22 protein-coding genes are annotated in these 23,994 nt (G+C 70.9%); 9 read left to right on the top strand and 13 right to left on the bottom strand.

From position 1 onward, the window contains the following. Positions 1-244: 244 nt before the first annotated feature. Together ACFYZQ_RS32300 and ACFYZQ_RS32295 are read right to left on the bottom strand one after the other, a co-directional pair. The gene (locus tag ACFYZQ_RS32300; protein WP_389155486.1) at positions 245-964 is read right to left on the bottom strand and encodes an alpha/beta fold hydrolase; all 720 of its coding nucleotides are present in this window, start codon (positions 962-964) and stop codon (positions 245-247) included. A gap of 21 nt (positions 965-985) precedes the next feature. After that, complete coding sequence (locus ACFYZQ_RS32295; protein WP_389155483.1) at positions 986-1,957, bottom strand: alpha/beta hydrolase; 972 nt, start codon at positions 1,955-1,957, stop codon at positions 986-988. Positions 1,958-2,203: 246 nt separating this feature from the next. Between ACFYZQ_RS32295 and ACFYZQ_RS32290 the strand changes: the two genes are divergently transcribed. Genes ACFYZQ_RS32290 through ACFYZQ_RS32275 form a run of 4 tightly spaced genes read left to right on the top strand, consistent with a single transcriptional unit; the run spans position 2,204 to position 6,067 of the window. After that, a complete protein-coding gene (locus tag ACFYZQ_RS32290) occupies positions 2,204-4,084 on the top strand; it encodes an amidohydrolase (RefSeq protein WP_389155480.1) in 1,881 nt (626 codons plus the stop codon). 55 nt (positions 4,085-4,139) lie between these two features. After that, positions 4,140-4,802, top strand: a complete 663-nt coding sequence (locus ACFYZQ_RS32285) for a hydrolase (RefSeq protein WP_389155478.1) — start codon at positions 4,140-4,142, stop codon at positions 4,800-4,802. Between the two features lie 19 nt (positions 4,803-4,821). Next, entirely contained in the window at positions 4,822-5,346 is a 525-nt protein-coding gene (locus tag ACFYZQ_RS32280) for a DoxX family protein (RefSeq protein WP_389155476.1), read from the top strand. After that, positions 5,327-6,067, top strand: a complete 741-nt coding sequence (locus tag ACFYZQ_RS32275) for a YoaK family protein (RefSeq protein ID WP_389155473.1) — start codon at positions 5,327-5,329, stop codon at positions 6,065-6,067. Before ACFYZQ_RS32280 ends, ACFYZQ_RS32275 begins: the two co-directional genes overlap by 20 nt. A 30-nt stretch (positions 6,068-6,097) precedes the next feature. Here ACFYZQ_RS32275 and ACFYZQ_RS32270 read toward each other — a convergent pair whose 3' ends face one another. Genes ACFYZQ_RS32270 through ACFYZQ_RS32260 form a run of 3 tightly spaced genes read right to left on the bottom strand, consistent with a single transcriptional unit; the run spans position 6,098 to position 8,838 of the window. Then, positions 6,098-6,490: a DUF2267 domain-containing protein gene (locus tag ACFYZQ_RS32270; RefSeq protein ID WP_389155471.1), complete on the bottom strand. Its 393-nt coding sequence runs from the start codon at positions 6,488-6,490 to the stop codon at positions 6,098-6,100. Positions 6,491-6,497: 7 nt separating this feature from the next. Continuing rightward, a complete protein-coding gene (glpK, locus tag ACFYZQ_RS32265) occupies positions 6,498-8,021 on the bottom strand; it encodes a glycerol kinase GlpK (protein WP_389155468.1) in 1,524 nt (507 codons plus the stop codon). Between the two features lie 49 nt (positions 8,022-8,070). Continuing rightward, the gene (locus ACFYZQ_RS32260; protein WP_389155466.1) at positions 8,071-8,838 is read right to left on the bottom strand and encodes an IclR family transcriptional regulator; all 768 of its coding nucleotides are present in this window, start codon (positions 8,836-8,838) and stop codon (positions 8,071-8,073) included. A 199-nt stretch (positions 8,839-9,037) separates the two neighbouring features. Between ACFYZQ_RS32260 and ACFYZQ_RS32255 the strand changes: the two genes are divergently transcribed. Beyond that, positions 9,038-9,469, top strand: coding sequence for an ATP-binding protein (locus tag ACFYZQ_RS32255; protein ID WP_389155463.1), 432 nt, complete (start codon positions 9,038-9,040; stop codon positions 9,467-9,469). Positions 9,470-9,488: 19 nt separating this feature from the next. Here the strand turns inward: ACFYZQ_RS32255 and ACFYZQ_RS32250 are convergent, their stop codons facing one another. From ACFYZQ_RS32250 to ACFYZQ_RS32230, 5 genes are all read right to left on the bottom strand, one after another. Beyond that, positions 9,489-10,808: a PP2C family protein-serine/threonine phosphatase gene (locus tag ACFYZQ_RS32250; RefSeq protein WP_389155461.1), complete on the bottom strand. Its 1,320-nt coding sequence runs from the start codon at positions 10,806-10,808 to the stop codon at positions 9,489-9,491. A 103-nt stretch (positions 10,809-10,911) separates the two neighbouring features. Continuing rightward, complete coding sequence (locus ACFYZQ_RS32245; protein WP_389155458.1) at positions 10,912-11,670, bottom strand: IclR family transcriptional regulator; 759 nt, start codon at positions 11,668-11,670, stop codon at positions 10,912-10,914. 213 nt (positions 11,671-11,883) lie between these two features. Next, entirely contained in the window at positions 11,884-12,135 is a 252-nt protein-coding gene (locus tag ACFYZQ_RS32240; protein WP_389155455.1) for a hypothetical protein, read from the bottom strand. Between the two features lie 78 nt (positions 12,136-12,213). After that, on the bottom strand, positions 12,214-12,492 hold the full coding sequence (locus tag ACFYZQ_RS32235) for a TetR/AcrR family transcriptional regulator (protein ID WP_389155452.1): 279 nt from the start codon (positions 12,490-12,492) through the stop codon (positions 12,214-12,216). Further along, positions 12,482-13,771 carry a streptophobe family protein gene (locus ACFYZQ_RS32230; RefSeq protein WP_389155449.1) on the bottom strand — a complete coding sequence of 430 codons (1,290 nt, stop codon included), beginning with the start codon at positions 13,769-13,771 and terminating at the stop codon, positions 12,482-12,484. The genes ACFYZQ_RS32235 and ACFYZQ_RS32230 overlap by 11 nt, the downstream gene beginning before the upstream one ends. 234 nt (positions 13,772-14,005) lie before the next feature. On the opposite strand from ACFYZQ_RS32230, the gene ACFYZQ_RS32225 reads away from it, so the two are divergent. Continuing rightward, complete coding sequence (locus ACFYZQ_RS32225; RefSeq protein ID WP_389155447.1) at positions 14,006-15,994, top strand: protein kinase; 1,989 nt, start codon at positions 14,006-14,008, stop codon at positions 15,992-15,994. Continuing rightward, a complete protein-coding gene (locus ACFYZQ_RS32220; RefSeq protein ID WP_389155444.1) occupies positions 15,934-18,288 on the top strand; it encodes an FHA domain-containing protein in 2,355 nt (784 codons plus the stop codon). Before ACFYZQ_RS32225 ends, ACFYZQ_RS32220 begins: the two co-directional genes overlap by 61 nt. Positions 18,289-18,364: 76 nt before the next feature. Here the strand turns inward: ACFYZQ_RS32220 and ACFYZQ_RS32215 are convergent, their stop codons facing one another. From ACFYZQ_RS32215 to ACFYZQ_RS32205, 3 genes are all read right to left on the bottom strand, one after another. Continuing rightward, positions 18,365-19,354 (bottom strand): hypothetical protein, encoded by a 990-nt coding sequence (locus ACFYZQ_RS32215; RefSeq protein WP_389155442.1) that lies wholly within the window; start codon positions 19,352-19,354, stop codon positions 18,365-18,367. Positions 19,355-20,299: 945 nt separating this feature from the next. After that, entirely contained in the window at positions 20,300-21,754 is a 1,455-nt protein-coding gene (locus ACFYZQ_RS32210; protein WP_389155439.1) for an FAD-dependent oxidoreductase, read from the bottom strand. A 10-nt stretch (positions 21,755-21,764) separates the two neighbouring features. Then, positions 21,765-22,994, bottom strand: a complete 1,230-nt coding sequence (locus tag ACFYZQ_RS32205; protein WP_389155670.1) for a polysaccharide pyruvyl transferase family protein — start codon at positions 22,992-22,994, stop codon at positions 21,765-21,767. 215 nt (positions 22,995-23,209) lie between these two features. Between ACFYZQ_RS32205 and ACFYZQ_RS32200 the strand changes: the two genes are divergently transcribed. After that, positions 23,210-23,701, top strand: coding sequence for a DUF1360 domain-containing protein (locus tag ACFYZQ_RS32200; RefSeq protein ID WP_389155436.1), 492 nt, complete (start codon positions 23,210-23,212; stop codon positions 23,699-23,701). A gap of 20 nt (positions 23,702-23,721) precedes the next feature. Beyond that, a complete protein-coding gene (locus ACFYZQ_RS32195; RefSeq protein WP_389155435.1) occupies positions 23,722-23,877 on the top strand; it encodes a hypothetical protein in 156 nt (51 codons plus the stop codon). Positions 23,878-23,994: the final 117 nt, after the last annotated feature.

Genomic DNA, 23,994 nt, shown 5'->3' with positions numbered 1-23,994 from the left:
GCCCACACCGCAGTACGAGCAGACCGTCCGCACCCTGTCGATGCCGTCGGTCCCCGAGTCCGGCGCGGCCACGGGCGCCCCCCTGTCGTGTGCTGATCGGCCTGTCGTACCCGGCGACCGTACGAAGTGCTGATTACGAGCGCGTCGCTCTGTTGATCACCGGGGGTTAAGGCCACCGCACACGACGGGGGTACGGGGTGTGAGCGCCGGCCGCGCGAACCGCGCGGCCGGCCGTGCGGGCCGGTCAGCTCGTCGCGCGGACCGCCTCGCGGATCAGGTCGGCGACCTCCTTCGGCTGCGAGACGGCGACCGCGTGCGAGGCGCCCTCGAGCTCGACGACGGTCGCGCCCGCGCGCTTGGCGCCGAAGCGCTCGACCTCCGGGTTGATCGCCTCGTCGGCGCCGGCGATCAGCGCCCAGGAGGGCTTGGTCTTCCAGGCGGCCGCGGCGGCGGTCTCCTCGAACGCGGCGGCGGCGAGCGGACGCTGCGCCGCGGCGAGGATCTTGGTGACGCCCGCGGGCACGTCCGCCGCGAAGACCGACGGGAAGGCGTCCTCGGCGATGGTGACCTCGACGGCCGGGTCACCGCCCGCCACCGGGTACGTCCACTCCTTGAGGTTGCTGACCAGCGGGGAGAGCGGGAACCGGCCCTGCAGCTCGCCGAGGCTCTCGCCCTCCTCCAGGACGTAGGCGGCGACGTAGACCAGCCCGACGACGTTCTCGGTGGTGCCGGCCACGGTGATCAGGGCGCCCCCGTAGGAGTGGCCGACCAGGACGACGGGGCCGTCGATCTGGGCGGCGACGGAGGCGATGTAGGCGGCGTCGGAGGCGAGGCCGCGCAGCGGGTTGGGCGGGGCTATGACGGGGATGCCGTGGCCCTGCAGTTCGGCGATGACGCCGGACCAGCTGCCGGCGTCGGCGAAGGCGCCGTGGACGAGGACGACGGTGGGCGTGGAGGTGGTCATGGCGGTTGTCTCCCGGGGGGTTCAGGCGGTGTGCAGGGCGGCGCGCAGGGTGTCCTGGGCCAGCGTGATGGCGAACTCGGCCGCGTGCGTCTCGCGCAGGGCGTTGAGCATCACGAAGTCGTGGATGATGCCCTGGACGCGGACGGCGGTGACGGGGACGCCGGCCGCGCGGAGCTTGTTCGCGTAGGCCTCGCCCTCGTCGCGCAGCACGTCGGCCTCGGCCGTGATGACCAGGGCCGGGGGCAGGCCGGTGAGCTGTTCGGTGGTGGCGCGCAGCGGGGAGGCGGTGATCTCGGCGCGCTCGGCCTGGTCGGTCGTGTACTGGTCCCAGAACCACTGCATGCCGTCGCGGCGCAGGAAGTAGCCTTCCGCGAACTGGTGGTAGGAGCCGGTGTCGAAGCTCGCGTCCGTGACCGGGTAGAACAGCACCTGCTGGACCAGCGGGACGTCGCCGCGCTCCTTGGCCAACAGGGTCAGGGCGGCGGTCATGTTGCCGCCGACGGAGTCACCGGCCACGGCGAGCCGCGAGCCGTCCAGGGCCTTGGACCCGCCCTCCTGGACGACCCACCGGGCGACCGCGTAGTTCTGCTCGACGGCGACCGGGTAGCGGGCCTCGGGCGAGAGGTCGTACTCGGGGAAGACCACGGCGGCGTGCGCGCCCACGGCGAGTTCGCGCACCAGGCGGTCGTGGGTGTGGGCGTTGCCGAAGACCCAGCCGGCGCCGTGGATGTAGAGGATCACCGGGAGGGGGCCCTCGGCGCCGGCGGGCCTGACGATGCGGGCCCGGACGCTGCCGGTGGGGCCGCCGGAGACGGTGATCCACTCCTCGTCGACGGCGGGCTTGTCGATGTCGCCGGACTGCACCTCGTCGACCGCCTTGCGCCCTTCCGCGGGGGGCAGGTCGAAGAGGTAGGGCGGGTTCGCGGTCGCCTGGGCGAAGGCGGCCGCCGCGGGCTCCAGTACCGGAGTGACCGGCTCGACGGAGTCGGACATGGGCTTCTCCTGGTGTTTCAAGTGGTGCGGTGATGTCGATACGCACGCAACGCTAAAACCGGCGGACGGTCGGGAATTGCCTGGGAGTGCACTGATGTTGTTCCCACAGCGCACCGAATGCCGGGAAGCTGTCAGTGCACTTTGAGAACGCATTCAGTGCACGGACGGGACAGGCGGGACGGGCGGGACGGCTTAGCGTGACACCGAACGATTCGATTTCGGGAGGGGTTTCCCACGGTGTCATCCATGCCGGTCGGCGGTTTGGTCCCGCGAGCCACCGACAATGCCGCGGAACTCGTGGTCCGCAATGCGCGGATCCACACACAGGATCCGCGCCGCCCGCACGCGACCGCGCTCGCCGTGACCGACGGGATCGTCACGGCCGTCGGCGACGACGCGGACGTGGCCGACCGCGTCGGGGCGGCCACGCGGGTGGTGGACGCGCTCGGACGGCGGGTGGTGCCGGGCCTCAACGACGCCCATCTGCACGTGATCCGTGGCGGCCTCAACTACGTGCTGGAGCTGCGCTGGGACGGTGTGCCGACGCTGCGCCAGGGCCTGGCGATGCTGCGCGAGCAGGCCGCGCGTACCCCGAAGGGGCAGTGGGTGCGGGTGGTGGGCGGCTGGTCGGCGGAGCAGTTCGCCGAGCGGCGGCTGCCGACGGTCGCGGAGCTGAACGCCGCCGCGCCGGACACCCCCGTGTTCGTGCTGCACCTGTACCAGGCGGCCGTGCTCAACCGGGCGGCGCTCAGGGCGGCCGGATTCGACAGGGACACGCCCGACCCGAAGGGCGGGCAGATCGTGCGCGGCCGGGACGGGGAGCCGACGGGCATGCTGCTGGCGGCCCCCAGCGCCCTCATTCTCTATTCGACGCTGGCCAAGGCGCCGGTGCTCCAGGGCGAGGACCGGAAGACCTCGACCCGGCATTTCCTGCGGGAGCTCAACCGGTTCGGACTGACGTCGGCGATCGACGCGGCCGGTGGATTCCAGAATTTCCCCGACAATTACCGGACGGTCGTGGAACTGGCCGAGGAAGGCCGCCTTTCGCTGCGGATCGCCTATCATCTCTTTCCGCAGACACCGGGCCAGGAGATCGCCGACCTGACCCGCTGGATCGAGATGGCCCGCCCCGAGGACGGGGACGCCTGGCTACGGCTGAACGGCGCGGGTGAGAACCTGACCTGGGCGGCGGCGGATTTCGAGAATTTCAGCCAGCCGCGTCCGGACCTCGCGCCCGACTACGAGGCGGAGTTCGAGAAGGCGGTCCGGCTGCTCATGGAGAACGGCTGGGGCTTCCGGCTGCACGCCACCTACGACGAGACCATCCGCCGCGACCTCGCGGTGTTCGAGAAACTCGCCGCGGACGGGCTGTTCCCGGCCGGGAACCGATGGCTGTTCGACCACGCGGAGACCGTCTCCCCGGACAGCCTGGACCGTGTCGCCGCGCTGGGCGGGGCGCTGTCCGTCCAGAACCGGCTGTCGTTCCAGGGCGAGGCCTTCGTCCGCCGGTACGGGACCGGAGCCGCTGCGGACGCCCCGCCGATCGGGGACATGCTGACGCGCGGACTGACGGTGGGCGCCGGCACGGACGCCACCCGGGTCTCCAGCTACAACCCGTGGGTCGCCCTGCACTGGCTGGTCAGCGGCCGCACCGTCGGCGACCTGGCGCTGCGCGCCCCGCGGCACCGCCTCGACCGGGAGACCGCACTGGCCCTGTTCACCCGGTCCGGGGCCGCGCTGACCGGCGAGGAGGACGTCAAGGGCGTGCTGCGCCCAGGCTGTTACGCGGACCTCGCGATCCTCTCCGAGGACTTCCTCACCGTGGCCGAACCGGTGATCCCGCACATCGAGTCGCTGCTGACGGTCACCGGCGGCCGGATCGTGTACGCGGCCGCCGAGTACGAGGGCCTCGACGAGGAACTGCCCCCGGTCAGTCCCGCCTGGAGCCCGGTGGCGCACTTCGGCGGCTACCAGGCCGCGTCCGGTGCCGGACTGCCCGGCGTCCGTCAGGCCGAGTCGCTGGCGGAGGCCGTCGCCGAGGCGGAACTGCACCGGCAGTGGCGGGTCCGCCGCGGCTCCCTCGCGCCGACGGCGGGCACCTCCTTCGACCCCTGCTTCTCTCTCTGACCCCCTCATGCCCCATCCCCTGCCAACACATCATCACTCAAGGAAAGGCACACTCATGGCCGACATCGCCGAGGTCACCGCGGCTCCCAGCCCGGACCTGCTGACCCCCGACAACTGCGCGGTACTGTTCGTGGACCACCAGCCGCAGATGTTCTTCGGCACCGGAAGCGGCGACCGCACCGCCATCATCAACTCCACCGTCGGCCTGGCCAAGGCCGCCAAGGTGTTCGACGTACCGGTGGTGCTCAGCACCGTGGCCGCCGAGTCCTTCTCCGGCCCGATCCTGCCGCAGCTCGCGGACGTCTTCCCCGAGCAGAAGATCATCGACCGCACCACGATGAACGCCTGGGAGGACCTCGCCTTCGTCGAGGCGGTCAAGGCGACCGGCCGCAAGAAGCTGGTCATCGCCGGTCTGTGGACCGAGGTGTGCATCGTCCTGCCGACACTGTCCGCGCTGGCCCAGGGCTACGAGGTGTACGTCGTCACCGACGCGTCCGGCGGTGTCAGCCCGCAGGCCCACGAGCACGCCGTGCAGCGCATGGTGCAGGCCGGTGCCGTGCCCGTGACCTGGGTGCAGGTGCTGCTGGAGCTCCAGCGGGACTGGGCGCGGACCGACACGTACGTCCCGGTCACGGAGGTCGTCAAGGAGCACGGCGGCGCCTACGGCATGGGCCTCGTCTACGCGCAGGCCGTCATCGGCGCCCACGCGGCCGGCTGACCGGGGCGCGGACGACACGATGGACACCGGACTGTTGGTCCTGAGGCTGGTGGCGGGTCTCCTCATCGCCGGTCACGGAGTGCAGAAGGTCAGTTTCCGGCTGGGGGGCAACGGTCTGGCGGGCGGGACGGAGGAGTTCCGGCACGACGGCTTCCGCGGCGGCCGGCTCACCGCGCTCGCCGCGGGCGGCAGCCAGGTCGGCGCCGGCGTGTTCCTGGCCGCCGGACTCCTCACTCCCGTGGCGGCCATGGCCGCCATGGGAGTCATGACGGTCGCGTCCACCGTCAAGTGGCGCAACGGCCTGTGGGTGCAGAACGACGGCTACGAGTACCCGCTGGTCCTCGTCGTCGTCTCGGCGGTACTGGCACTCACCGGCCCCGGCCGCTGGTCGGCCGACCAGGTGCTGGGACTGGCCGGTCGGCCGTGGTGGAACGGTGCGGCGGCGATCGCGATCGGCCCGGCCGCCGGGCTGCTCACCCGCCTGGTGCTGCGCCGTGCGGCCCCGTCGCCGGAAGGAGCGCCGTATGCGCCGGCTGTTGACTGACGCCGCCCGGACCCTGGTACCGCCGAGCGGCGACCGGCACGGTCCGCTGCCGCCGCTGATGCTGGCCCTGACCGTGGTCACGGGACTGGTCGACGCGGTGAGCTATCTGACGCTCGGGCACGTCTTCGTCGCCAATATGACGGGGAACGTGGTCTTCCTCGGCTTCGCCCTGGCGGGCGCGGCCGGCCTGTCGGCGCTCGCGTCGGTCGTGTCGCTGGCGGCGTTCCTGCTGGGAGCGCTCGCCGGCGGCCGTCTCGGTGCGCGGTTCGCCGCCCACCGCGGGCATCTGCTGCGGACGGCCACCGCGGTGCAGACGGCGCTGGTCGCCGTCGCCGTGGCGGTCGCCGCGGCCGCCGACGGCCATGTCACCACCGGCGTCCGCTACGCCCTGATCGTGTCGCTGGGCCTCGCCATGGGCGTGCAGAACGCGGCCGCCCGCCGCCTGGGGGTGCCCGACCTCACCACCACCGTCCTGACGCTGACCCTGACGGGGCTGGCCGCCGACTCCTCCCCGGCGGGCGGTGCGGCGCCCCGGCCCGGCCGCCGGGTGCTGTCCGTGCTGGCCATGTTCGCCGGGGCGCTCACGGGGGCCGTACTCACCGCACACGCCCACCTGGTGGTGACGCTGGGCCTGGCACTCGTGCTGCTCGCGGTCACCTCGCTGACCACGCACCGCCTCTCCACCGCCGGCGCCGCGTGGGCCGGAACCCAGGCGGGGTGAGCCGGACCCGCCGCTGCGGGGGTCCGGACCTCAGCCGGCCGGGTCCGACCGGCCGAACAGGACGGCGTAGCCGGCGGGGAGCCGACTGACGACCTGGTCGAGCTCGCCGCCGGCGACGGCGTCGGCGACGGTGGTCAGCACCGCGCCGGCGTCCCACTGCGCGGTGCGCGGCCGGGCACCGGTGCGGTCCGCCACCCGCCGGTAGAACTCCTCGATCCCGAACTCCTCCGGCTGCCGCCGTCCGGGTCCGGTCAGCGCCCGCCCGAGCGGGTCGGGCATCCGGGACGCCAGGTCCTCGGCCTGCCCGGCGTCGATCCGCTGCGCCAGGACCTCGAGGACGTCCTCGGTGATCTTCTGGGCCTCGTCCGTGCTCCGGTACTCGCCGCGCTCGCGGACCCGGGCGATGAACTCGTCGCAGTCCATGGCCACCTCACTTCGGTCGGGTGTGTTTCGGTGGTCTGATCCAGCCCAGTGAGCGCTCCACGGCGCGCTGCCAGTTGTCGTACTCCAGCTCCCGCCGCTCGGGATCCATGTCCGGCAGCCATTGGGCGGCCCGGTGCCAGTTGCGGCGCAGGACTTCCAGGTCCGGCCAGTAACCGGCGGCGAGCCCCGCGGCGTAGGCGGCGCCGAGGGAGACCGTTTCGGCGACCATGGGCCGTACCACCGGCACGTCGAGCACATCGGCCACGAACTGCATGAGCAGGTTGTCCGCCGTCATGCCGCCGTCCACCTTCAGCTCCTTCAGCGCCAGCGAGGAGTCGGCGTTCATGGCGTCGACGACCTCGCGGGTCTGCCAGCCGGTGGCCTCCAGGACGGCCCGGGCCAGGTGTCCCTTGGTGATGTACGACGTGAGGCCGACGATGACACCGCGCGCGTCGCTGCGCCAGCGGGGGGCGAAGAGACCGGAGAAGGCGGGGACGATGTAGCAGCCGCCGTTGTCCTCGACCGTCCGGGCGAGGGTCTCGATCTCCGGCGCGGTGCTGATCAGTCCCAGACGGTCACGGAACCACTGGACCAGCGAACCGGTGACGGCTATCGAACCCTCCAGGGCGTAGGCCGGCCGCTGGTCACCGATCTTGTAGGCGACGGTCGTCAGGAGCCCGTGCCGGGACCGTACGACGTCGGCGCCGGTGTTGAGCAGCAGAAAGCTGCCCGTTCCGTAGGTGCACTTCGCCTCCCCCGGGGAGAAGCAGGTCTGTCCGAACAGTGCGGCCTGCTGGTCACCGAGGGCGGCGGTGATGCGTACGCCGGGCAGGACCGCGCGGGCCTGACCGTAGACCTCGGCGGATGACCGTATCTCGGGCAGCATGGGACGGGGTATGCCGAAGAACGCCAGCAGTTCCTCGTCCCAGGTGAGCGAGTGGATGTTCATCAGCATGGTGCGGCTGGCGTTGGTGGCGTCGGTGATGTGCAGCCCGCCGTCCGCTCCCCCGGTGAGGTTCCAGATCAGCCAGCTCTCCATCGTGCCGAACAGCACCTCGCCGTCCCCGGCGCGCCGGCGGAGTCCGTCGACCTGGTCGAGCAGCCAGCGGACGCGGAGCGCCGAGAAGTAGGTCGAGGGGGGCAGGCCGCAGCGCTCGAGGAAGAACTCCTCGCCCGGGTCGCGCCTCAGTTCCTCGACGAGCGGCGCCGTACGGGTGTCCTGCCAGACGATCGCCCTGCCCAGCGGTTCACCCGTCCGCCGGTCCCAGAGCACCGTCGTCTCCCGCTGGTTGGTGACACCGACGGCGGCGACCTCCGAGACGCCGACGTGAGCGCCGGACAGTGCCTCGGGCATGATGCGCTCCAGATTGCGCCAGATCTCGACCGCGTCGTGCTCGACCCATCCGGGTCTGGGGAAGTGCTGCCGGTGCTCCCGCTGGGCGACGGACACCAGCCGCCCGTGATGGTCGAACAGAATGCACCGGGTGGAGTTGGTGCCCTGATCGACGGACATCACATACCGTTCAACCATGATCGGCTCTGCCCTTCCGATGTGTCGCGGGGCGGGGATACCGGTGCCGCTACCAGCGAGCCGCTCCGAGATCTCTGGAGATCGCCCGTGCGGCCTCCCGCAGCAGGGTGATCAGGCTCGGCCGGGGCCGGCCCCGGCCGTCACAGATCCGCTCGACCGGGCCGGACAGTCCGACGGCGCCCACCACGAGTCCGCCGTGTCCTCGGATCGGCGCGGCGATGCCGGCTTCGCCCACGCTCATCTCCTCGACCTCGGCGGCCCACCCGACCTCCCTCACCTCGGCGAGGGCCCGGGTCAGCTGCTCCGGTACCACCAGGGTGTGCCGGGTGTACGCCTCGAGGCCGGACTCCAGGGCGGGCTCCAGGGGAGCGGTCCCGAAGGCCAGCAGGACCTTGCCCAGGGAGGAGGCGTGCAGTGGCAGCAGCGAGCCCACGTCCAGGGTCTGGAGCGTGTCGTCGGGCCGGAACACATGGTGGACGACGAGGACCTTGCCCTCCAGCGGGGTGCCCAGGCGGACCGCTTCCCCGCTGCGGGCGGCCAGGGCGTCGGCCCAGTTGATGGAGCGCGACCGCAGTTCGTTGACATCGAGGTAGCTGGTGCCCAGATGCAGCAGGGCGGCGCCGAGCTGGTATTTTCCGGTCGCCGCGTCCTGCTCCACGAAGTCCACGTGCTGAAGGGTGCGCAGGATGCCGTGGGTGGTGCCCTTCGCCAGCCCGAGCGAGGCCGCCACCTCACCGAGCCCGAGTCGGCGAGGCCCGCCCGCGAGCAGACGCAGGATCGCCGCCGCCCGTTCGATGGACTGGACCGGGCCGGTCATGAGGTGAGCCTATTACCGCCGCGGTCGGTCCGCTTTTCGATCACGTGGACGACCCGTGGCCGCACACACGCCGGTGTTCGGCAATGCCGACCGCCGTTCATTGACCCGCTTCGTCCCGAAACCTAGGTTGCTATGAGGCCCGGCACAGTGCGCTGCGGCCCAGCGCCCGGCCGATCGCGCCCACCGGAGGAGAGACACGATGTCGGTACAGCTCGAGCTCGACCCGATGCTCCGGGGCGCAGTGGAACACGTGTGTCCGCTGCAGCCCGTCACCGGGGCCGTTCCCGCCGTGCGCCGGCGCGTCGCGGCCGTGCTCGCCGGCTGGAAGGTGTCCCGGGAGATCGTGGAGGATGCGCTCCTGGTGGTGTCGGAGCTGCTCACCAACGCGCTCGTGCACGCCCTGCCCCCCGCCCAGCTGCGGCTGTCCTGGGCCCGGGGCGAAGGGGTGGGCACCCTGCGGGTCGAGGTCACCGACGCGGGACCCGCGCGGGAGGCAGGACAGCCGCCCGCCGGTGTCGACCCGGACGAGCACGGCCGGGGCGAGCAGATCGTCCACGCGCTGGCGACCCGGCACGGCATGCGCGTCCACTCCGGCGGGGTGACCCGGTGGGCGGATCTCGTCGCGGCGTGAGCTCCCGCTTCCGGGCAGCTCAGGCCTGCTCCGGCAGGGGCTGCCGGACGGGGTTGCGCAACCGCTCGGAGCCGTACCCCGCGCAGCCGTACCCCGCGCAGCCGCGCTCCGCGGGGACTGTGGCGCAGGCGCCGCCGGGGAGCGCGGCGACGGCCGCCGCGGTGCCCGAGGACTCGGGGACGACCGGTATGCGCAGCAGGAGCAGCGCCGCGTCGTCGTGCAGCCGGCCGCCCACGTGGTCCAGCAGTTCGTCATGGAGGGCGGCGAGGGTGCGGGCCGGTTCGTCGGACACATGGCGCGCCAGTCCCTCGGCGAGCGGGTAGAACGTGCGGCCGTGGTCGCGGGCCTCGGTGACCCCGTCGGTGTACAGCAGCAGTTGGTCTCCGTCGGCGAAGGGCAGTGATTTCAGGCCGGGCGCCTCGCCCGAGAGGGCGCGCAGCCCGAGGGGCGGCGCCGGACGGTCCGGCTCCACCGCCTCCACGCCGCCGGACGCCCGCACCAGCAGGGGCGGCGCGTGCCCGCAGTTGACCACCTCGAGCCGCCCGGCCGAGGGGTATCCGGCGACGACGGCGGTGACGAAGTCGTCGTCCCCGAGGTTGCGCGCCAGGCTCCGCTCGATCCTGCCGACCACGGCGAGGAGGTCGGGTTCGTCGTAGGCGGCCTCCCGGAAGACACCGAGCACCAGGGCGGCGGTGCCCACGGCGGGCAGCCCCTTGCCGCGCACGTCACCGACGATCAGCCGGACCCCGTACGGGGTGGGCAGCAGGGCGTAGAGATCCCCGCCGATACGGGCCTCCGCCGCGGCGGCACTGTAGCGGACGGCCACCTGGAAGGGGCCGACCATCGCGGGCACCGGCCTGAGCAGGGCGTGCTGAGCGGCCTCCGCGACCGAACGGACGGCCGCGAGCACCCTTTCGCGGCGCCCGCGCATCGCGCTGGTGAGTCCGCTCGCCAGGGTGACGGCCATCAGGGCGGCCAGTACCGCCGCCAGTTCGTGGCCGGGGACCCGGTTCCAGACGCCCAGGGCGGCGCTCGGCACCGCGGCGAGGAGACCGACGCTCAGGACTCCGCGCGGACCGTTGGTGGTGGCGGCCAGCGCGGGCCCGGCGGCGAGCAACGGCAGCCAGATCCGCCCCGCTCCCCCGGCGAGGTCCACGAGGACGACCAGGCAGACGATCAGTATGGGCAGTACCGGGGTGCCGGCGGCCAGCCGCGCGGCGGCGCGTCTGCGGGCGGAGGCTTCGGGACCGGCCGCTCGCCTTCTGAGCACAGGACCGGCCGCTCGCCTCCTGAACAGTCGTGTCGGCCGGTGGTCGCCATGGTCTCGGGCCTGACTCATGTGTAGTCCGCAGTCCTCTATCTCTAAGCCGGGGAGATACTTCCCATAAGTCCGTTTAATCCAGGAAACGAGTTCGGTCCCCGGCGCGACAAGGACCGGATTTTCAGATAGTGAGCGACAGGCCCCTGGTGACGCGGCCGGCCGTCGGAAGCAGCCGTGCGCGGATCTCCTCCAGCCGGGAGACCCGGTCCGCCGGCAGGGAGACGCCCAGCGAGCCGAGTGTGTTCCCGCTGTAGACGGGCACGGCGACGCAGACCGTGCCGAGGGAGTACTCCTCGAGGTCGGTGACGGCCGGGGCCACGGGCGAGGCGTCGAGCTGCCGGAGCAGTTCGGGGGTGCTGGTGATGGTGCGCGGCGTGAGGTCGGCGAGGTGGTGGCGGGAGAGGTAGTCCCGGCGGGCTTCGTCGTCGAGCTCGCGCAGCACGGACTTGCCCAGCGCGGTGGCGTGCCCCGCGTCCTCGAACCCCACCCAGAGGTCGACCCGGGGTGTGCGGGGACCGTCGACGATCTCCGCGACCCGGATCTCGCCCTCCTCGTAGAAGGTCAGGTAGGCGGCGGTCGCGAGCTCGTCCCGCAGCGCGGCGAGCGTGGGCCGAACCCGGCTGAGCAGCGCCTGTCCGCCGCCCCTGACGTGCAGCGTCTGCAACTTGTCACCCAGGACGAAACCGCCGTCGTCGAGCTTTCGCACGTACCCGTCGTACACGAGGGTGCGCAGCAGGTGATAGGCGGTGGCCAGCGGGAGTCCCGTCTCCCGGGCCAGCTGCTTGGCCGGCGCGCCGTTCGTATGCGCGCTCACGGCTTCCAGCAGGCGGAAGGCGCGCTGCACGGAGCCGATCAGGGTGGGGCCGTCTTGAGCAGCCATACGACCAGCCTGCGCCGGGCACCTGCCCCAGGCAAGGGCTGCACGCTCGGGCGAGGTCCCGGGTGAAGGCCACGGCCGCCGGCCTCGGAGTCAGCGTCGCTTACCGTCTCGCGGGTGGTGACATCCTGGCTGGCGCGGCGCATGGCCTCGTACAGCGCAGCGTCTTCCGGCGGGTCCGGCAGCTGTCCGCGGGCCGGGCTTGGAAGGACTGGATCATCCATGCCACCAGGCGGCGCCAGGCGTCCGGGACGGCGTCGGCGGTGGCGCTGAGGACTCCGGCTTGGCCATCAGCAGCAGTACGAGATCGCGGCTGGTGAAGTCCTCGCGCAGGTGCCCGCTGCTCTTGGCGCGACCGATGAGTTCGAGGAAGCCCTCGTACGCCCGGGCGTGGTGCTGCTCCAGTTCCGGGACGCCGGGGAAGCTCATGGTCAGGACGTCGGCGAAGCCGCGGTCGGCGGCCTGCATAGCGCAGACGTCCTGGATGTAGCCGGTGAAACCGTGCCACGGGTCCGGGGCGGCCAGGGCCTCGGCGGTGGCCTGCGCTTACGCCTTCATGCGATCGGCGAAGACCGCGGCGACCAGGTCCTCCTTGTGGGGGAAGCGGCGGAAGAGGGTGGCGATACCGACCCCGGCCTCCCGTGCGACCGAGGCCATCGACGCGGTCAGCCCGTCGCGCCCGAACACCGTGCGGGCGGCGGCGATGATGCGGCCCCGGTTGCGCTCCGCGTCGCTGCGCTTGGCCGGAACTGCGGAGTCTGCCGTGCCGGCGCTGCCGTCGGCTCCCCGCGAGCCCGCCACCGCGACCATTGATCTAGCGGTCACCGCATCCCCGGCGGCCTGCGGTGTTGCCCCGCCGGCGCATCGTACGGGCCAGCCGGGCACCGACCACCCCAGCCACCCAGCCCCACAGGGCGGCGATGCCGACAGCAGGCCACACGTCGGGTCTCAGCAGCAGTTGCCCGGACAGGCTGCCGCCCACGTCGCCCAGGCCCACCAGGTACAGGCCGTAGTGCACCGAGACTCGTCCGACAAGGCAGATCATCAGCACGGTCAGCGCCAGAGAGAGAGCCATGCGCAAGCCGTGCCGCCATTCCGGAACCCTGACGGGTGAGCGCGCCGCCATCAGGAACCCGGCCGCCAGCAGCAGCACCGCGTCGACGACGACCAGCCACCACACTCGGCCGTCGTGGTCGGCCAGCGTGCCGAGGTTCAGCGGGGAAACGTCAGGGCCGCGCAACACTTCGTCGAGCAGGTGCGGCATGGGCAGCCCGGACGGGCCGTCCAACCTGCCGCGCCAAGTGGCACCCAGCCCGATGGTGAACGCCGGCCAGACCAGGTTTGGCAGGCCGAGCAGGACGACGGCGTCCCGGTGCGCGTCATGACCGCGCGTCGCGGCCATGACCAAGGCGACAACGACGCCGACAGCGACGAACCCGAGCAGCAGGGCTGCCATGGTGTACGCCGCTGGACGCACCGACTGCCGCAAACGCACCAGCCGGGCCGGCAGCGGCGCTCCGCCCGCGATGAGCAGTGCCAGCACCATCACCCCTGCCAGCCACAGCGTTCCGAAGACGACTGTCAGCGGCACGTCCGTGCTGAAGCCGACCTTCGGCGAGGCGTCGAACAGACCGCCGATGTCGCCGATCAGATCGCCCCCCGGGGCCACGGCGAAGGTCTGGCGGGCGATGAACGCCAGGCCGATCAGTGTGAGCAGCCACAGCGCGCCGACCCGGCCGGCCCACCCGGCTAGTTCCCGTCCGCCGACCGCAGCCCGGTGCCGCAGCGGCCGCAGGAAACCCGCAGCGAACACCAGCGTCCCGGTGACCGTGACCGACAGCGGCATAACGGTGAGCGTGGCCCGCGTCCTCGCCAGTTCTCCGGCGCTCCCGGAGAGCTTCACACTTCCGCCGACGGCCGTCAGGACGGCCGCGGTGACCACCCGGGGGAAGGCGCCGCCCGGGATCCGCGCCGCACCCGCCGCCCATGCCCCCAGCGCGGCGACGGCCCACATGGCGACCAGTCCGGCCAACGTCGTGGCACCGGCCTGTCTCCATCCGTGGAAGGCGCTGAGTGACGGTCCGGAGGGGGTGCGCGGGCTCACGCCGCCACGCTAAACAGCGCGGGAACGTAGCGCTCGCCGAACGTGAGAGCTTCGGCTGGAGGTGTGAACACTCTCTGTGCGTGCTCAGGCCCCCGTGCCGCACGAGTGGACGAGCCGTCTTCCACCTGGTGGGACGTGCTGGCGGGAGGGATCTCAGGTGCCCTCAATGAGCCAGTTTGTCATCATTTGCTAGGAATCATACTGTTCTGGTGTCAGGCGTTGTGGAGGTCTGCCATGACGGAGGGCAATGATGCCGAACGCCTGGTAGCGGGGCGGTACCGACTATTGCGCAGACTGGGCGCCGGGGGGATGGGGCGGGTGTGGCTTGCTCATGACCAGACGCTCGATTGCGAGGTCGCGGTCAAGGAACTCGCCCTTCCGGCGGGGGTTCCCCAGGAGGAGCTGCGCGCTCGGATCGCTCGGGCGCGGGTCGAGGCCCGGCATGCTGCTCGCCTGCGCGGTCATCAGCATGTGGCCACCGTGCATGACGTCGTCGAAGAGGATGGCCTGCCCTGGATCGTGATGGGGTTCGTGCCCGGCGCGAAGGATCTCGCCGAACTGGTGGGCGATCACGGGCCGCTCTCCCCTGCAGAGACGGCGCGCATCGGTCTGGCCGTACTCGATGCGTTGCTGGCCGGCCACCGGGCCGGGATCCTGCACCGGGACGTCAAGCCGGCCAACATCTTGCTCGCCGGCGGGCCCCCCGAGGCGCTAGGGCGTGGTGAAGGCGGCCAGGTGCTACTGACCGATTACGGCATCTCACTGCAGCCCGACTCCGACGAGACTCGGCTGACCGGGACATCCGGGTTCATCGGAACCCCAGGGTTCCTGGCACCGGAGCGCGCCCGCGGAGTGCCCCCGAGCCCGGCATCCGACCTGTTCTCCCTCGGCGCCACCTTGTACTACGCCGTCGAGGGGAGTGGACCATTCGACCGTCCCACCCCCTACGAAACGCTGGCAGCCCTGTTCTTCGAAGAGCCCCCACCTCCGACCCGCGCCGGGGCGCTGGCGCCTGTTCTGGCCGGCCTGATGGCCAAGGACCCGGCACAGCGGATGCGGAGCGACGAAGCGGCGCGCAAACTTGCCGATCTTTGCGTCACGCCAGGAGCAGCCTCCCGGGTGCAGGAACCCACGGCCTCCTCGGAAAGGACGAGGACCTTGCCTGGCGAGCCCTCGGACCTGCGGTCGCCCTCCGCGGCCTCGCCTGCCGGGAAAGGCCGGGCAGCCGAGGGCGGTGCATGGCCGCAGTGGCGGCGTCCCTGGCCTTCGAGACTTCCTTCCTCCCGGATTCTGTGGGTCATCGCGGCCGCGATGCTGCTCATCGGCGGAGGGCTCTGGGCGGGGGTCGCCTTGCTCAATGGTCCGAACACTGCCGAGAACGGCAAGACCTGGCCCTACGGGGACAAGGTTGGACTCACCCGCCAACTGAAGCCCGGGGACTGTGTCGACGCCGCCTGGCCCGAGGGAAGGCTCAAAGGCCTGCCCAAACTCAAAATCGTGGACTGCAGGACCTATCCAGACGGTCAGACACTGGACGTGAACCCGACCACCTCCCTGGCCGATGCGATGGCCAATGGTCCGGGGGTCTGCACCGGCCTTTTGCGGGACACCGTGCGCAAGATGGTTGACGTGCGGGCCTTCGCACTACCCCCCAGCAAGGCCGGCTGGGACAACGGCGTGCGGAACACCGCCTGTCTGCTCTTCGGGAAGTCCGTCAGCCTCTACGGCCCGGTGGGCAACTACCGGAAGTACGGGGACAGTCTTTCCATCGAGAACAGCTCGATCGGCGACTGTGTCGACACCAAGAAGCTGGCAGAGCATGACTATGCCTTCACCCTCGTGAACTGCGCTGAACCGCATGAGATGCAGGGCCTCGGGTATGTCAAGGCCCCGAAACAGGTAAAGTTCGATCCTGGCAACTCCGTCTATTACGACCTGTGCGCCAAGCAGTACGGGGCGCACAAGAGCCGCACTCGTGACCTGTGGGCCTGGATCGACGAGCAGGACACCTGGGCAAAGGGATTCAGGTATGTGTTCTGCCTGCTTGTGATGCCTGAAGAGGGCCAGAAGCTCCCGCCCGGCTCAGCTCTGGCATCGTCAGGTTCGGTCGAAGATCGACACATGAGCGGGCACAGGAACGAGAATCTCAGTAGCATAGTGCCATGGGAGAGCGGACCGGCGGCGCGCCTGAACTTCTCCTCAAAACCGACGCGGGGACGGTAACTCCGATCAATCCCAGTCGGCAGTACCGCGTCGGGCGGGATCCGTGCTGCGATGTCGTCCTTGAGGACAGCCGTGTGTCATGGCACCACGCGGTACTGAGCGCCAAGGCGGGGCGCTGGATGATCGAGGACCAGCACAGCAAGAACGGCATTTATGCCGACGGCCGCCGGGTCCACGCGTGGGATGTTCGACCCGACAGTGACATCCGCTTCGGGAGTCCGACTGACGGGCCACGCCTGGTCGTTACCACCCGAGTTGACCCAGAAGACAGGGCCGGCCCACGGACAGGGCCTTCTGGCGTCCTCTTGCCCACCACTACGGGTACCTTTCGGAAGCCGGCAAGAGTCCGGCCACTGCCCACGCGAACTGTACGCATAGGACGCAGCGATGACAACGAAATCGTCATCGACGATCTGATCGTCTCCCGCTGGCATGCCGAGTTGCGGGCCCATTCCGACGGGACCTACGAGATCGTCGACCTCGGCAGCCACAACGGCACCTTTCTGAACGGTCAGCCTGTCGAGCGGTCTCCGGTTACCCAAGGCGACATTATCGGCATCGGCCACACAGCCTTCTGCCTTGTCGGAAATCAGTTGCAAGAGTATGTCGACACCGGCGAGGTCTGCCTTGATGTCCAGGGGTTGACGGTGGTCGTTGGAAATGACCGCAGGCAGCTCCTTCGCGACATTTCCTTTCCTGTCGGCGAGAGGTGCCTGCTCGCGATAGTGGGCCCCAGCGGCGCGGGAAAATCCACGCTCCTCAACGCCCTCACCGGCCTGCGACCTGCGGACGGCGGCACGGTGTTGTACGACGGGCGTGACCTGTATCGCGACTACGCGGAACTTCGCCAGCGCCTGGGGCTCGTCCCTCAGAACGACATCCTGCACACGCAGCTCACCGTGCGGCGTGCACTTAATTACGCTGCGGAGCTGCGCTTTCCGCAGGACGCTGAGTCGATGGAACGAAAGGCACGGGTCGAGGAGGTCATCGAGGAACTGGGCCTGGAAGAACGCGCCGACCAGCCCATCCACAGCCTCTCGGGGGGCCAGCGCAAACGCGTCAGCGTGGCCCTGGAACTGCTGACAAAACCGTCCCTGCTGTTCCTCGATGAGCCGACCTCCGGCCTTGACCCCGGTATGGACCGCTCGGTGATGCGCATGCTGGGCGTCCTCGCCGACGGGGGACGCACCGTCATCGTTGTCACACACAGTGTGCTCAGCCTCAAGGAATGTGATCGGCTGCTCGTACTGGCTCGGGGCGGAAAGGTTGCCTACTTCGGGCCTCCCTACGAGGCCCTGCCCTTCCTGGGCTTCACAGACTGGCCAGAGGCGTTTGAGGCGTTCGAGACAGACAGCGACCGCGACTGGGCCGGGGAGTACCGGTGCTCACCTCATCATCAGCGTTACGTCGCAGCCTTCAGCAGGCAGCAACCCGCACTCCGAGCCGAGGCGCGAGTAGAGGGATCCCCTCAGCGGCGACAGACGTGGGGAGCACAGCTCGGGACGCTGGTGAGACGCTATGCCGCCGTCCTCGGCGCCGACCGTACCTTCATCGGCGTCATGATCGCGCTTCCTGTTGTGATGGGTGTTCTGACCCGGTTGATCGCGGGCAGTCAACTGGACGGTAATACGGCAACGAGCGCTCTGCTTGTCCTCTGTGTCGGCGCTGTTCTGACCGGCGCGGCCAACGCCGTACGCGAACTGGTCAAGGAAAACGTGATCTACCAGCGGGAGCGAGCCGTCGGGCTGTCCAGATCGGCCTACCTGATGTCCAAAGTCCTCGTTCTCGGCACCGTCACAGTGGTCCAGGCCGCCGTGCTCGCGTTGGTGGCTCTTTCCGGCGTCGATCTGAACGCTCCACGGGGGCGGGGCGTACTCATGCCGCCGTTGGTGGAGATCACACTCGTGCTGGCCCTTCTGGCCTTCACAGCCATGATGCTCGGCCTCCTCATCTCCGCGCTCGTGCGCAAGGAGGAGGTGACCATGCCCCTGCTCGTACTGCTGGCCATCGTCCAGGTGGTTTTCTGCGGTGCCTTGGTGAAGGTGCACGGAACGCCCGGGATCGAATACCTGGCGTGGCTGGCACCCTCCCGATGGGCGTTCGCGGCGATGGCAGGAACCATCCAGCTCGCGTCGATCATCCCTGACGAGAGGGTGAAAACAGACCCCCTGTTCCATCACACAGCTGCCGCGTGGTTGCTGAATACCGGCATGTTGCTCTTGCTCGCGATCGCTTTCGGAGTTGCCGTCGTCAGCCTGCTACGGCACCACGAACCCGCCATCATGCGGAAATAAGGCAACGGCACTCCAGCGTCCACCGGCTACCCACGGGCGGCATCCGGACGCGTGGAGCACGGCGTCGGCGGCGGACTCAGTCCAGCAGCGGTGAGGCTGCCCCGGCCTCCGCGTACAGGCCCCGGATGTCGTCGGCAAGGCCGGGGTGGTCATCCAAGTCGACGTCCAGGGCGTTGCCGATGAGGCCGAACAGGTCGTGCACCAACCGGTCGTACGTCACCGGCAACAGGATTCCCTCGGGCGGCCGGGCCTCCTCACCGAGAACGGCGGGCTGCGGACGGGCCCGGTATTCGGCCAACGCATTCTGGTGGGTGCGGTAGGTGGCCACCGCCTCGTGCAGCCGATCCGGCCACGGCATGCGGACCGGCGGCGGTGCGGGCCGCCCCTCGAAGACAGTGCCCGCATTGACGAGCTGGTGCGCCTTGCGGGCGGCCTCGGAGGCGTCAGCGCGCTGCTGCAGGTCGTTCACCGCGTCCAGGCGCAGCGCCAGGGAAATGATCGGGCCGGCGTGTGTGGTTGCCCAGGCGAACTCGGCCCGGCGGGCGCGGCGGGCACGGGCGGCCTCCACGCGTTCGGCCTGGGTCTTCTCCTGGGAGTCCGGGGCCATGTCGTCGATGTCGTCCCGCAGTTGGAGGTAGCGGCGTTCGGCGGCCTGCCGGCTCTTGAGCTCCTGGGCGTCGGCGAGGCGCCGCCAGGTGACCTTGAGCGCGCGAGCCGCGCCGATCAGGCGTCGCTCGTCCAGGAGAAGCTTGTCGCGCAGGGCGCGTATGACGAGGAGGGCCGCGAGCACGCTGGTCTCGTCGATGTCCGGATCCCGGTAGCGGACACGCTGGATCAGCTCGTCGTATTTGGCGGCCACATCGGCCAGGTCGCGGTCGGCGGGCCTGAACTCGCGGCTGGCGGCCAGGGCCAGTTCACCAGCCCATTCATCCGGGTCACGCTCGCGCTGGGTGTGTAAATGCAGCCAGGCCGCAGCACGATTGGTTTCTTCAGGACGACTGGAATGTGTCGTCTTAATGACGACGCTTTTTGTCGTCCGGCGGACGACATTCTCTTGAGAGGGCATACATGCATCCAAGTATGAAGTTCCAATAGGGATCAGCGGGGCTCTTCCGGGTGGGGCGCAGTGTCCTGGCCACGGGTCGCCGAACGGCGCCGACGGAAGGCACGTGCGGCGGCCGCAGTCGCCGCGCCGGTGGCCAGTACGAGAACTCCGGCAAGGTACTGGGGCCACACTTCATGCAAAGCACTCTGCGTCATGGCAGGTCAACGCGCATGTTGCGGTTCCGCATGCGCGATTCTCCTCTCCGGAAGAAGGCCTTCGGTGCGGCACCTTGCCGACGAAGAGCTACGGTCGGGCCGCTGAGCCGCGACCCACGACACACGCCGCACCGCACGCCCGCGCACGGCAGGGGCGCACGGACAGACATGTCCCTTGCTATTCAAAGAGTGCCCCCCTCAAGCCGGATACCTGATCCAAGAAATCGCCACCCTTCGCCACCCCAAGAAGGAAGAGCGCCACCCTTCACCACCCCCGGAATCGAAAATTCCGACATCGAATGATTCCCGGGATCAAAAAATGAGGGCAGGGTGCACATACACACACGTGACCTCAGCGATGACCGCGTCGTGGTCTCAGTAACCGGTGACGGCGTCGAGTTCAGGGCAGGTGGCCGGGATTCGCGCCGACCGCGACCCGTCGGAGCCCGGAGAGCGGCAGGTGGGCCGAACGGACCGTCGTGGGGCGTGACGCCTGGCGTACGGGGAACACGCAGCAGCCTGTAACCATGAGGACGAAGGAGGAGAACATGGTCCAGCCGCCCATCCCCGTCCCACCGGAACCCGCCCCGGCCCCGCCGGTCCCGGGCCGTCCCGACCCGGCGCCCGGCCCACCGCTGCCGAAGCCGGTGCCCGAGCCTCCGCCCGGCCCGTCACCCACCCCGCCTCCCGACCCGACGCCGCCTGAGCCCGGGCCGGTACCGGAGCCGGCTCCGGCGGGGGCGGCGCCCGGTCACTGAGGCGTCGGCGACAGGTCGGCGGCCTCGCAGCGCAGGCGGGCGCCCTGGCGCAGGAGTTCCTGCTGGACGATCCGGTGGGGCACCTCGCGGGGGCGCCGGCCGAGGCGGACGGCGAGCGCGGCGCAGACGCCCGCGGCCTGGCCGGTCGCCATGGCGATGGGCATCACCCGGTACGAGGAGTGCGCCACATGGGTGCCGGAGATGCAGCGGCCGGCGACCAGCAGCCGTTCGACGCCGCGCGGCAGCAGGGCGCGCAGCGGGATGTCGTAGAAACGCCCTCGTGGCACGCGCTTGAGCACGGTTCCTGTGCCCTCCGGGTTGTGGATGTCGATCGGGTAGGCGCCGTGCGCGACGACGTCCGGGAAGGCGCGGGCCTGCAGGATGTCGTCTCCGGTCAGCTGGTAGTCACCGAGGACGCGGCGGGTCTCCCGTACGCCGATCTGGGTGCCGCTCTGCACCGCGTAGGCGTCCTCGAAGCCCGGGACGCGGGTGCGCAGGAACCGGTCGATCTCGGCCATCTGGCGGCGGGCGGTGTGCTCGGCCCGGGTCAGGTCCCAGACGTCGATGCCGAGCGCCCCGGTGACCCGGGTGCTGTTCACGGCGACCTCGTGGGGGTGGGGCGTGCCGAAGAACAGGACGTCCTCGCGGGGCAGGTGCAGTTCGCCGGCCGCCGTGGCCTCCTCGACCAGGTCCCACAGGCCGTGCACCCCGCGCCACTGGTCGGGATGGGAGCGCACGTACTCGGCGAACCGCGGCTGTGTGAAGTCCACGACGCGGAACATCAGCGTCATCGGCTGTACGAGCCCGTCCTCGGGGCGGCCGACCTCGCAGGGCGCCCCGCCCGCGGCGGCCACGTCCCCGTCACCGGTCGCGTCGACCACGACCCCGGCGTCGATCACCACCGGCCCCGACTTCGTCTCGAACACCACCCGCCAGCCGTCGTCCAGGGGCAGTGCGGTGGAGGCGAAGGCGTGCAGCAGCAGGCGGACACCCGCCCCGTCGAGCAGATCGAGGAGCACGGACTTGTACACCTCCGGGTCGAACGGCACGGTGTAGCCGGTCTCCAGCGAGGGCGGGACGCAGCCGCCGCGTTCGGTGAGCCGGTCCAGCAGCCGCCGCAGGAAGCCGGCGACCACCGCCTCGCCCTCGCCGTGGTCGCCGGGCAGCAGCCGGTCGCCCTGCTGCCACGGGGCGTCGAACACGGCCTGCTTGTGCTCGTTGTGGAAGGACATCAACGGCATCACGAGGGCCACGGTGGCGTTGCCGCCGAGGAAGCCGTAGCGCTCCACCAGGACCACGTCCGCGCCGGCGTCGGCGGCCGCGTACGCGGCCGCGGTGCCGGCCGGGCCGCCGCCGACCACCAGGACGTCCGTCCGCCCGCCGTGCCGGGCCGGGCGCGGCGGGAGCGTGACGGTCCGGAGGTGGGGCGGTTCTTCCAGAACTGGCATCTCTCCCCCGCTACCCGCCGTCGGCGGCCCGCACCGGCGCCGCACCCGTGGCGAACAGGCACAGATCGGCTTCGCGGTTCCGTGCGGCGCCCCGCGGGCCGCCGTCCACGGAGTCGAGGAGGTCGCCGCAGCGGACGCAGGTCCGGCCGGCCAGGGCGCGCAACCCGGCCACCCGGGCGCCCAGGTCGGCGCGCCGCTCGGGGAACTCGTCCCACAGCCGGTCCACCTCGGCGAGCAGCAGTCCCGCCTGTTCCCGGGCCACGCCGACCAGCGCCGGCGCACCGGTGCGGCGGGCGAAGTCGAAGACCTTGCCGGCGTACGGCAGCGGCAGGAAGGGCAGGCCGGTGACCGCTGCGAAGATCACGAAATGCAGACGCATGCCGACCACCAGGTCGAGGTGGCGCATGAAGCCCAGCACCTGGCCCGGGCTGTAGGAGTTGTGCAGGATCCGGCCCAGGTCCGGAGCGCTCATCCGGGACAGGACGCCGTGCGCGTGGTGGACGTCCTGGCGTTCCATCGGTACGAAGACGACGTGCGCGTCCAGGCGCCGGGCCAGGAAGTCCGCCACGTCGGCGAGGAGGGCGTGGTAGCTCGCCTCGTCGAGGTTCTCCGCGGCCCGGCCCGGCTCCCGCACGGACATGCCGACCAGACGGCCGCCGACGGGGAGGCCCTCCTGGAGCATCATCCGCTCGGTGAAGGGTTCCGCCGGCAGCAGCAGCGCCGGGTCGGCGGTGACGGTGAGCTCCCGCTCGACGCCGACCTCTTCGAGGACCAGGCGGGACTCCTCGTCGCGGACCACGACGTCGTCCATCGCGGGCAGCACGCTGCGCACCGCCTCCCGGTCCTCCGGCTCCCGCAGCGGGCCCGCGCCGACGGCGTAGGCGAAGGTGCGCACTCCGCGGTCCTGGGCCGCCCGGACCAGCCGCAGGTAGCGCCGTGCCTCCCCGTCGTACAGGATGCCGCCGCCGCCGAGCACCAGCAGGTCAAGGCTCGCCAGGGCGTCGAGCACGGGTTTCTGCGGGACGCCCTCCCAGGGCACCACCTCGTCGGCCCGCGACTGGTGGAGCCGGGTGTGGTCGGCGTGCCGGCTGAAGACGACGAGGCGGGCGTGGGGTCGGTGCGCGCGCAGGCAGGCGAGCACGCACTGCAGGATCGCCTCGTCGCCCATGTTGCACCCGCCGTACGAACCGAGCAGGCCGATCCGCAGATCCGACGGAGACGGACGCTGGGTCTGGGTCATCCGGAACTCCTTGTCGGGGGAGGTGACGCGCCGCACGGCGGCGGGGTTCATCTCCGGGAAGGGCTCCGTACGCAGATCCGTACGTAGCAACAGTATGGGCGGTTGGGTCCCGCCCCGCCTGAGGACCACGGCCCGCCCCTCCGACGTGTGGTGATGCCTCCCCGGGGAACTCGGTGCCGGCTCAGTTGCAAGGGGTGACACCGACGGGAGGCGCCATGACGACCGACAGCGTGCGTTACGACGACGAGGTCGAGGACCCCCTCGGGGGCTACGCCCTGCTCGCCGGCACGTTCGCGGCGGGAGCCACCCTGTTCGCCGCGGTAGCGCGCCGCCGTGGTGTGCGGCTGCCCCCGACGGTGCCGCCCTGGGACGTCGCCCTGATGGGCGCCGCCGCTTACAAGGGTTCCAGGCTGCTGACCAGGGACAGGATCACCGGTTTCGTCCGGGCGCCGTTCACCCGCCGCGAGTCCGAGGACCAGGCGGGCGAGGTCACGGACGCGCCCCGCGGCAGCGGGGTCCGGCGTGCCGTCGGCGAGCTGGTGTCCTGCCCGTTCTGCACGTCGGCCTGGCTGGTCGGTGCCCTGGTGTGCGCCTACGCGTCGGCACCCCGGGCCACCCGCCTGGTCTGCGGCGGGTTCGGCGCGCTCACGGTGGCGGACTGGCTGCAGTACGCCTGGACCTGGACACAGCAGACGACCGAGGAATGACCATCCCCAGGAGAGACAGCATGAGCGATCACACCCCTTCGCAGGCCGAGGGCGAGCCGGAAGAGCCGGACAGCACCACGACCGCCGGCTCCCCGGAGCACCCCACGCCGTCACAGGCGGAGGGTGACCGGGACGACACGGACGTGCCCGAGGACCCCGAGGGCACCGGTTCCTGAAGCCCTTCTGCGCCGTGGGCCCCGGGCGGTGGCCCCCGGCGCCGGCCCGGCCGGCGGGGTTTGACCCACCGAACCCCCCGCGGGGGGGTGTACGGCGGGGGGTTTTAGCAACGCAAG

It is taken from the genome of Streptomyces sp. NPDC001843 (genome assembly GCF_042891955.1).
Classification (GTDB): Bacteria; Actinomycetota; Actinomycetes; order Streptomycetales; family Streptomycetaceae; genus Streptomyces.
This window is presented reverse-complemented; position numbering and strand designations above follow the sequence as displayed.

Bases quoted from the DNA above. Each gene is read 5' to 3' on its own strand.
- ACFYZQ_RS32250 (WP_389155461.1), bottom strand. From the start codon at position 10,808: ATGAGTCAGGCCCGAGACCATGGCGACCACCGGCCGACACGACTGTTC.
- ACFYZQ_RS32210 (WP_389155439.1), bottom strand. From the start codon at position 21,754: ATGCCAGTTCTGGAAGAACCGCCCCACCTCCGGACCGTCACGCTCCCG.
- ACFYZQ_RS32290 (WP_389155480.1), top strand. From the start codon at position 2,204: ATGCCGGTCGGCGGTTTGGTCCCGCGAGCCACCGACAATGCCGCGGAA.
- ACFYZQ_RS32220 (WP_389155444.1), top strand. From the start codon at position 15,934: ATGGGAGAGCGGACCGGCGGCGCGCCTGAACTTCTCCTCAAAACCGAC.
- ACFYZQ_RS32205 (WP_389155670.1), bottom strand. From the start codon at position 22,994: ATGACCCAGACCCAGCGTCCGTCTCCGTCGGATCTGCGGATCGGCCTG.
- ACFYZQ_RS32295 (WP_389155483.1), bottom strand. From the start codon at position 1,957: ATGTCCGACTCCGTCGAGCCGGTCACTCCGGTACTGGAGCCCGCGGCG.
- ACFYZQ_RS32260 (WP_389155466.1), bottom strand. From the start codon at position 8,838: ATGACCGGCCCGGTCCAGTCCATCGAACGGGCGGCGGCGATCCTGCGT.
- ACFYZQ_RS32255 (WP_389155463.1), top strand. From the start codon at position 9,038: ATGTCGGTACAGCTCGAGCTCGACCCGATGCTCCGGGGCGCAGTGGAA.
- ACFYZQ_RS32300 (WP_389155486.1), bottom strand. From the start codon at position 964: ATGACCACCTCCACGCCCACCGTCGTCCTCGTCCACGGCGCCTTCGCC.
- ACFYZQ_RS32240 (WP_389155455.1), bottom strand. From the start codon at position 12,135: ATGCAGGCCGCCGACCGCGGCTTCGCCGACGTCCTGACCATGAGCTTC.
- ACFYZQ_RS32280 (WP_389155476.1), top strand. From the start codon at position 4,822: ATGGACACCGGACTGTTGGTCCTGAGGCTGGTGGCGGGTCTCCTCATC.
- ACFYZQ_RS32275 (WP_389155473.1), top strand. From the start codon at position 5,327: ATGCGCCGGCTGTTGACTGACGCCGCCCGGACCCTGGTACCGCCGAGC.
- ACFYZQ_RS32195 (WP_389155435.1), top strand. From the start codon at position 23,722: ATGAGCGATCACACCCCTTCGCAGGCCGAGGGCGAGCCGGAAGAGCCG.
- ACFYZQ_RS32200 (WP_389155436.1), top strand. From the start codon at position 23,210: ATGACGACCGACAGCGTGCGTTACGACGACGAGGTCGAGGACCCCCTC.
- glpK (WP_389155468.1), bottom strand. From the start codon at position 8,021: ATGGTTGAACGGTATGTGATGTCCGTCGATCAGGGCACCAACTCCACC.
- ACFYZQ_RS32215 (WP_389155442.1), bottom strand. From the start codon at position 19,354: ATGCCCTCTCAAGAGAATGTCGTCCGCCGGACGACAAAAAGCGTCGTC.
- ACFYZQ_RS32285 (WP_389155478.1), top strand. From the start codon at position 4,140: ATGGCCGACATCGCCGAGGTCACCGCGGCTCCCAGCCCGGACCTGCTG.
- ACFYZQ_RS32225 (WP_389155447.1), top strand. From the start codon at position 14,006: ATGACGGAGGGCAATGATGCCGAACGCCTGGTAGCGGGGCGGTACCGA.
- ACFYZQ_RS32270 (WP_389155471.1), bottom strand. From the start codon at position 6,490: ATGGACTGCGACGAGTTCATCGCCCGGGTCCGCGAGCGCGGCGAGTAC.
- ACFYZQ_RS32245 (WP_389155458.1), bottom strand. From the start codon at position 11,670: ATGGCTGCTCAAGACGGCCCCACCCTGATCGGCTCCGTGCAGCGCGCC.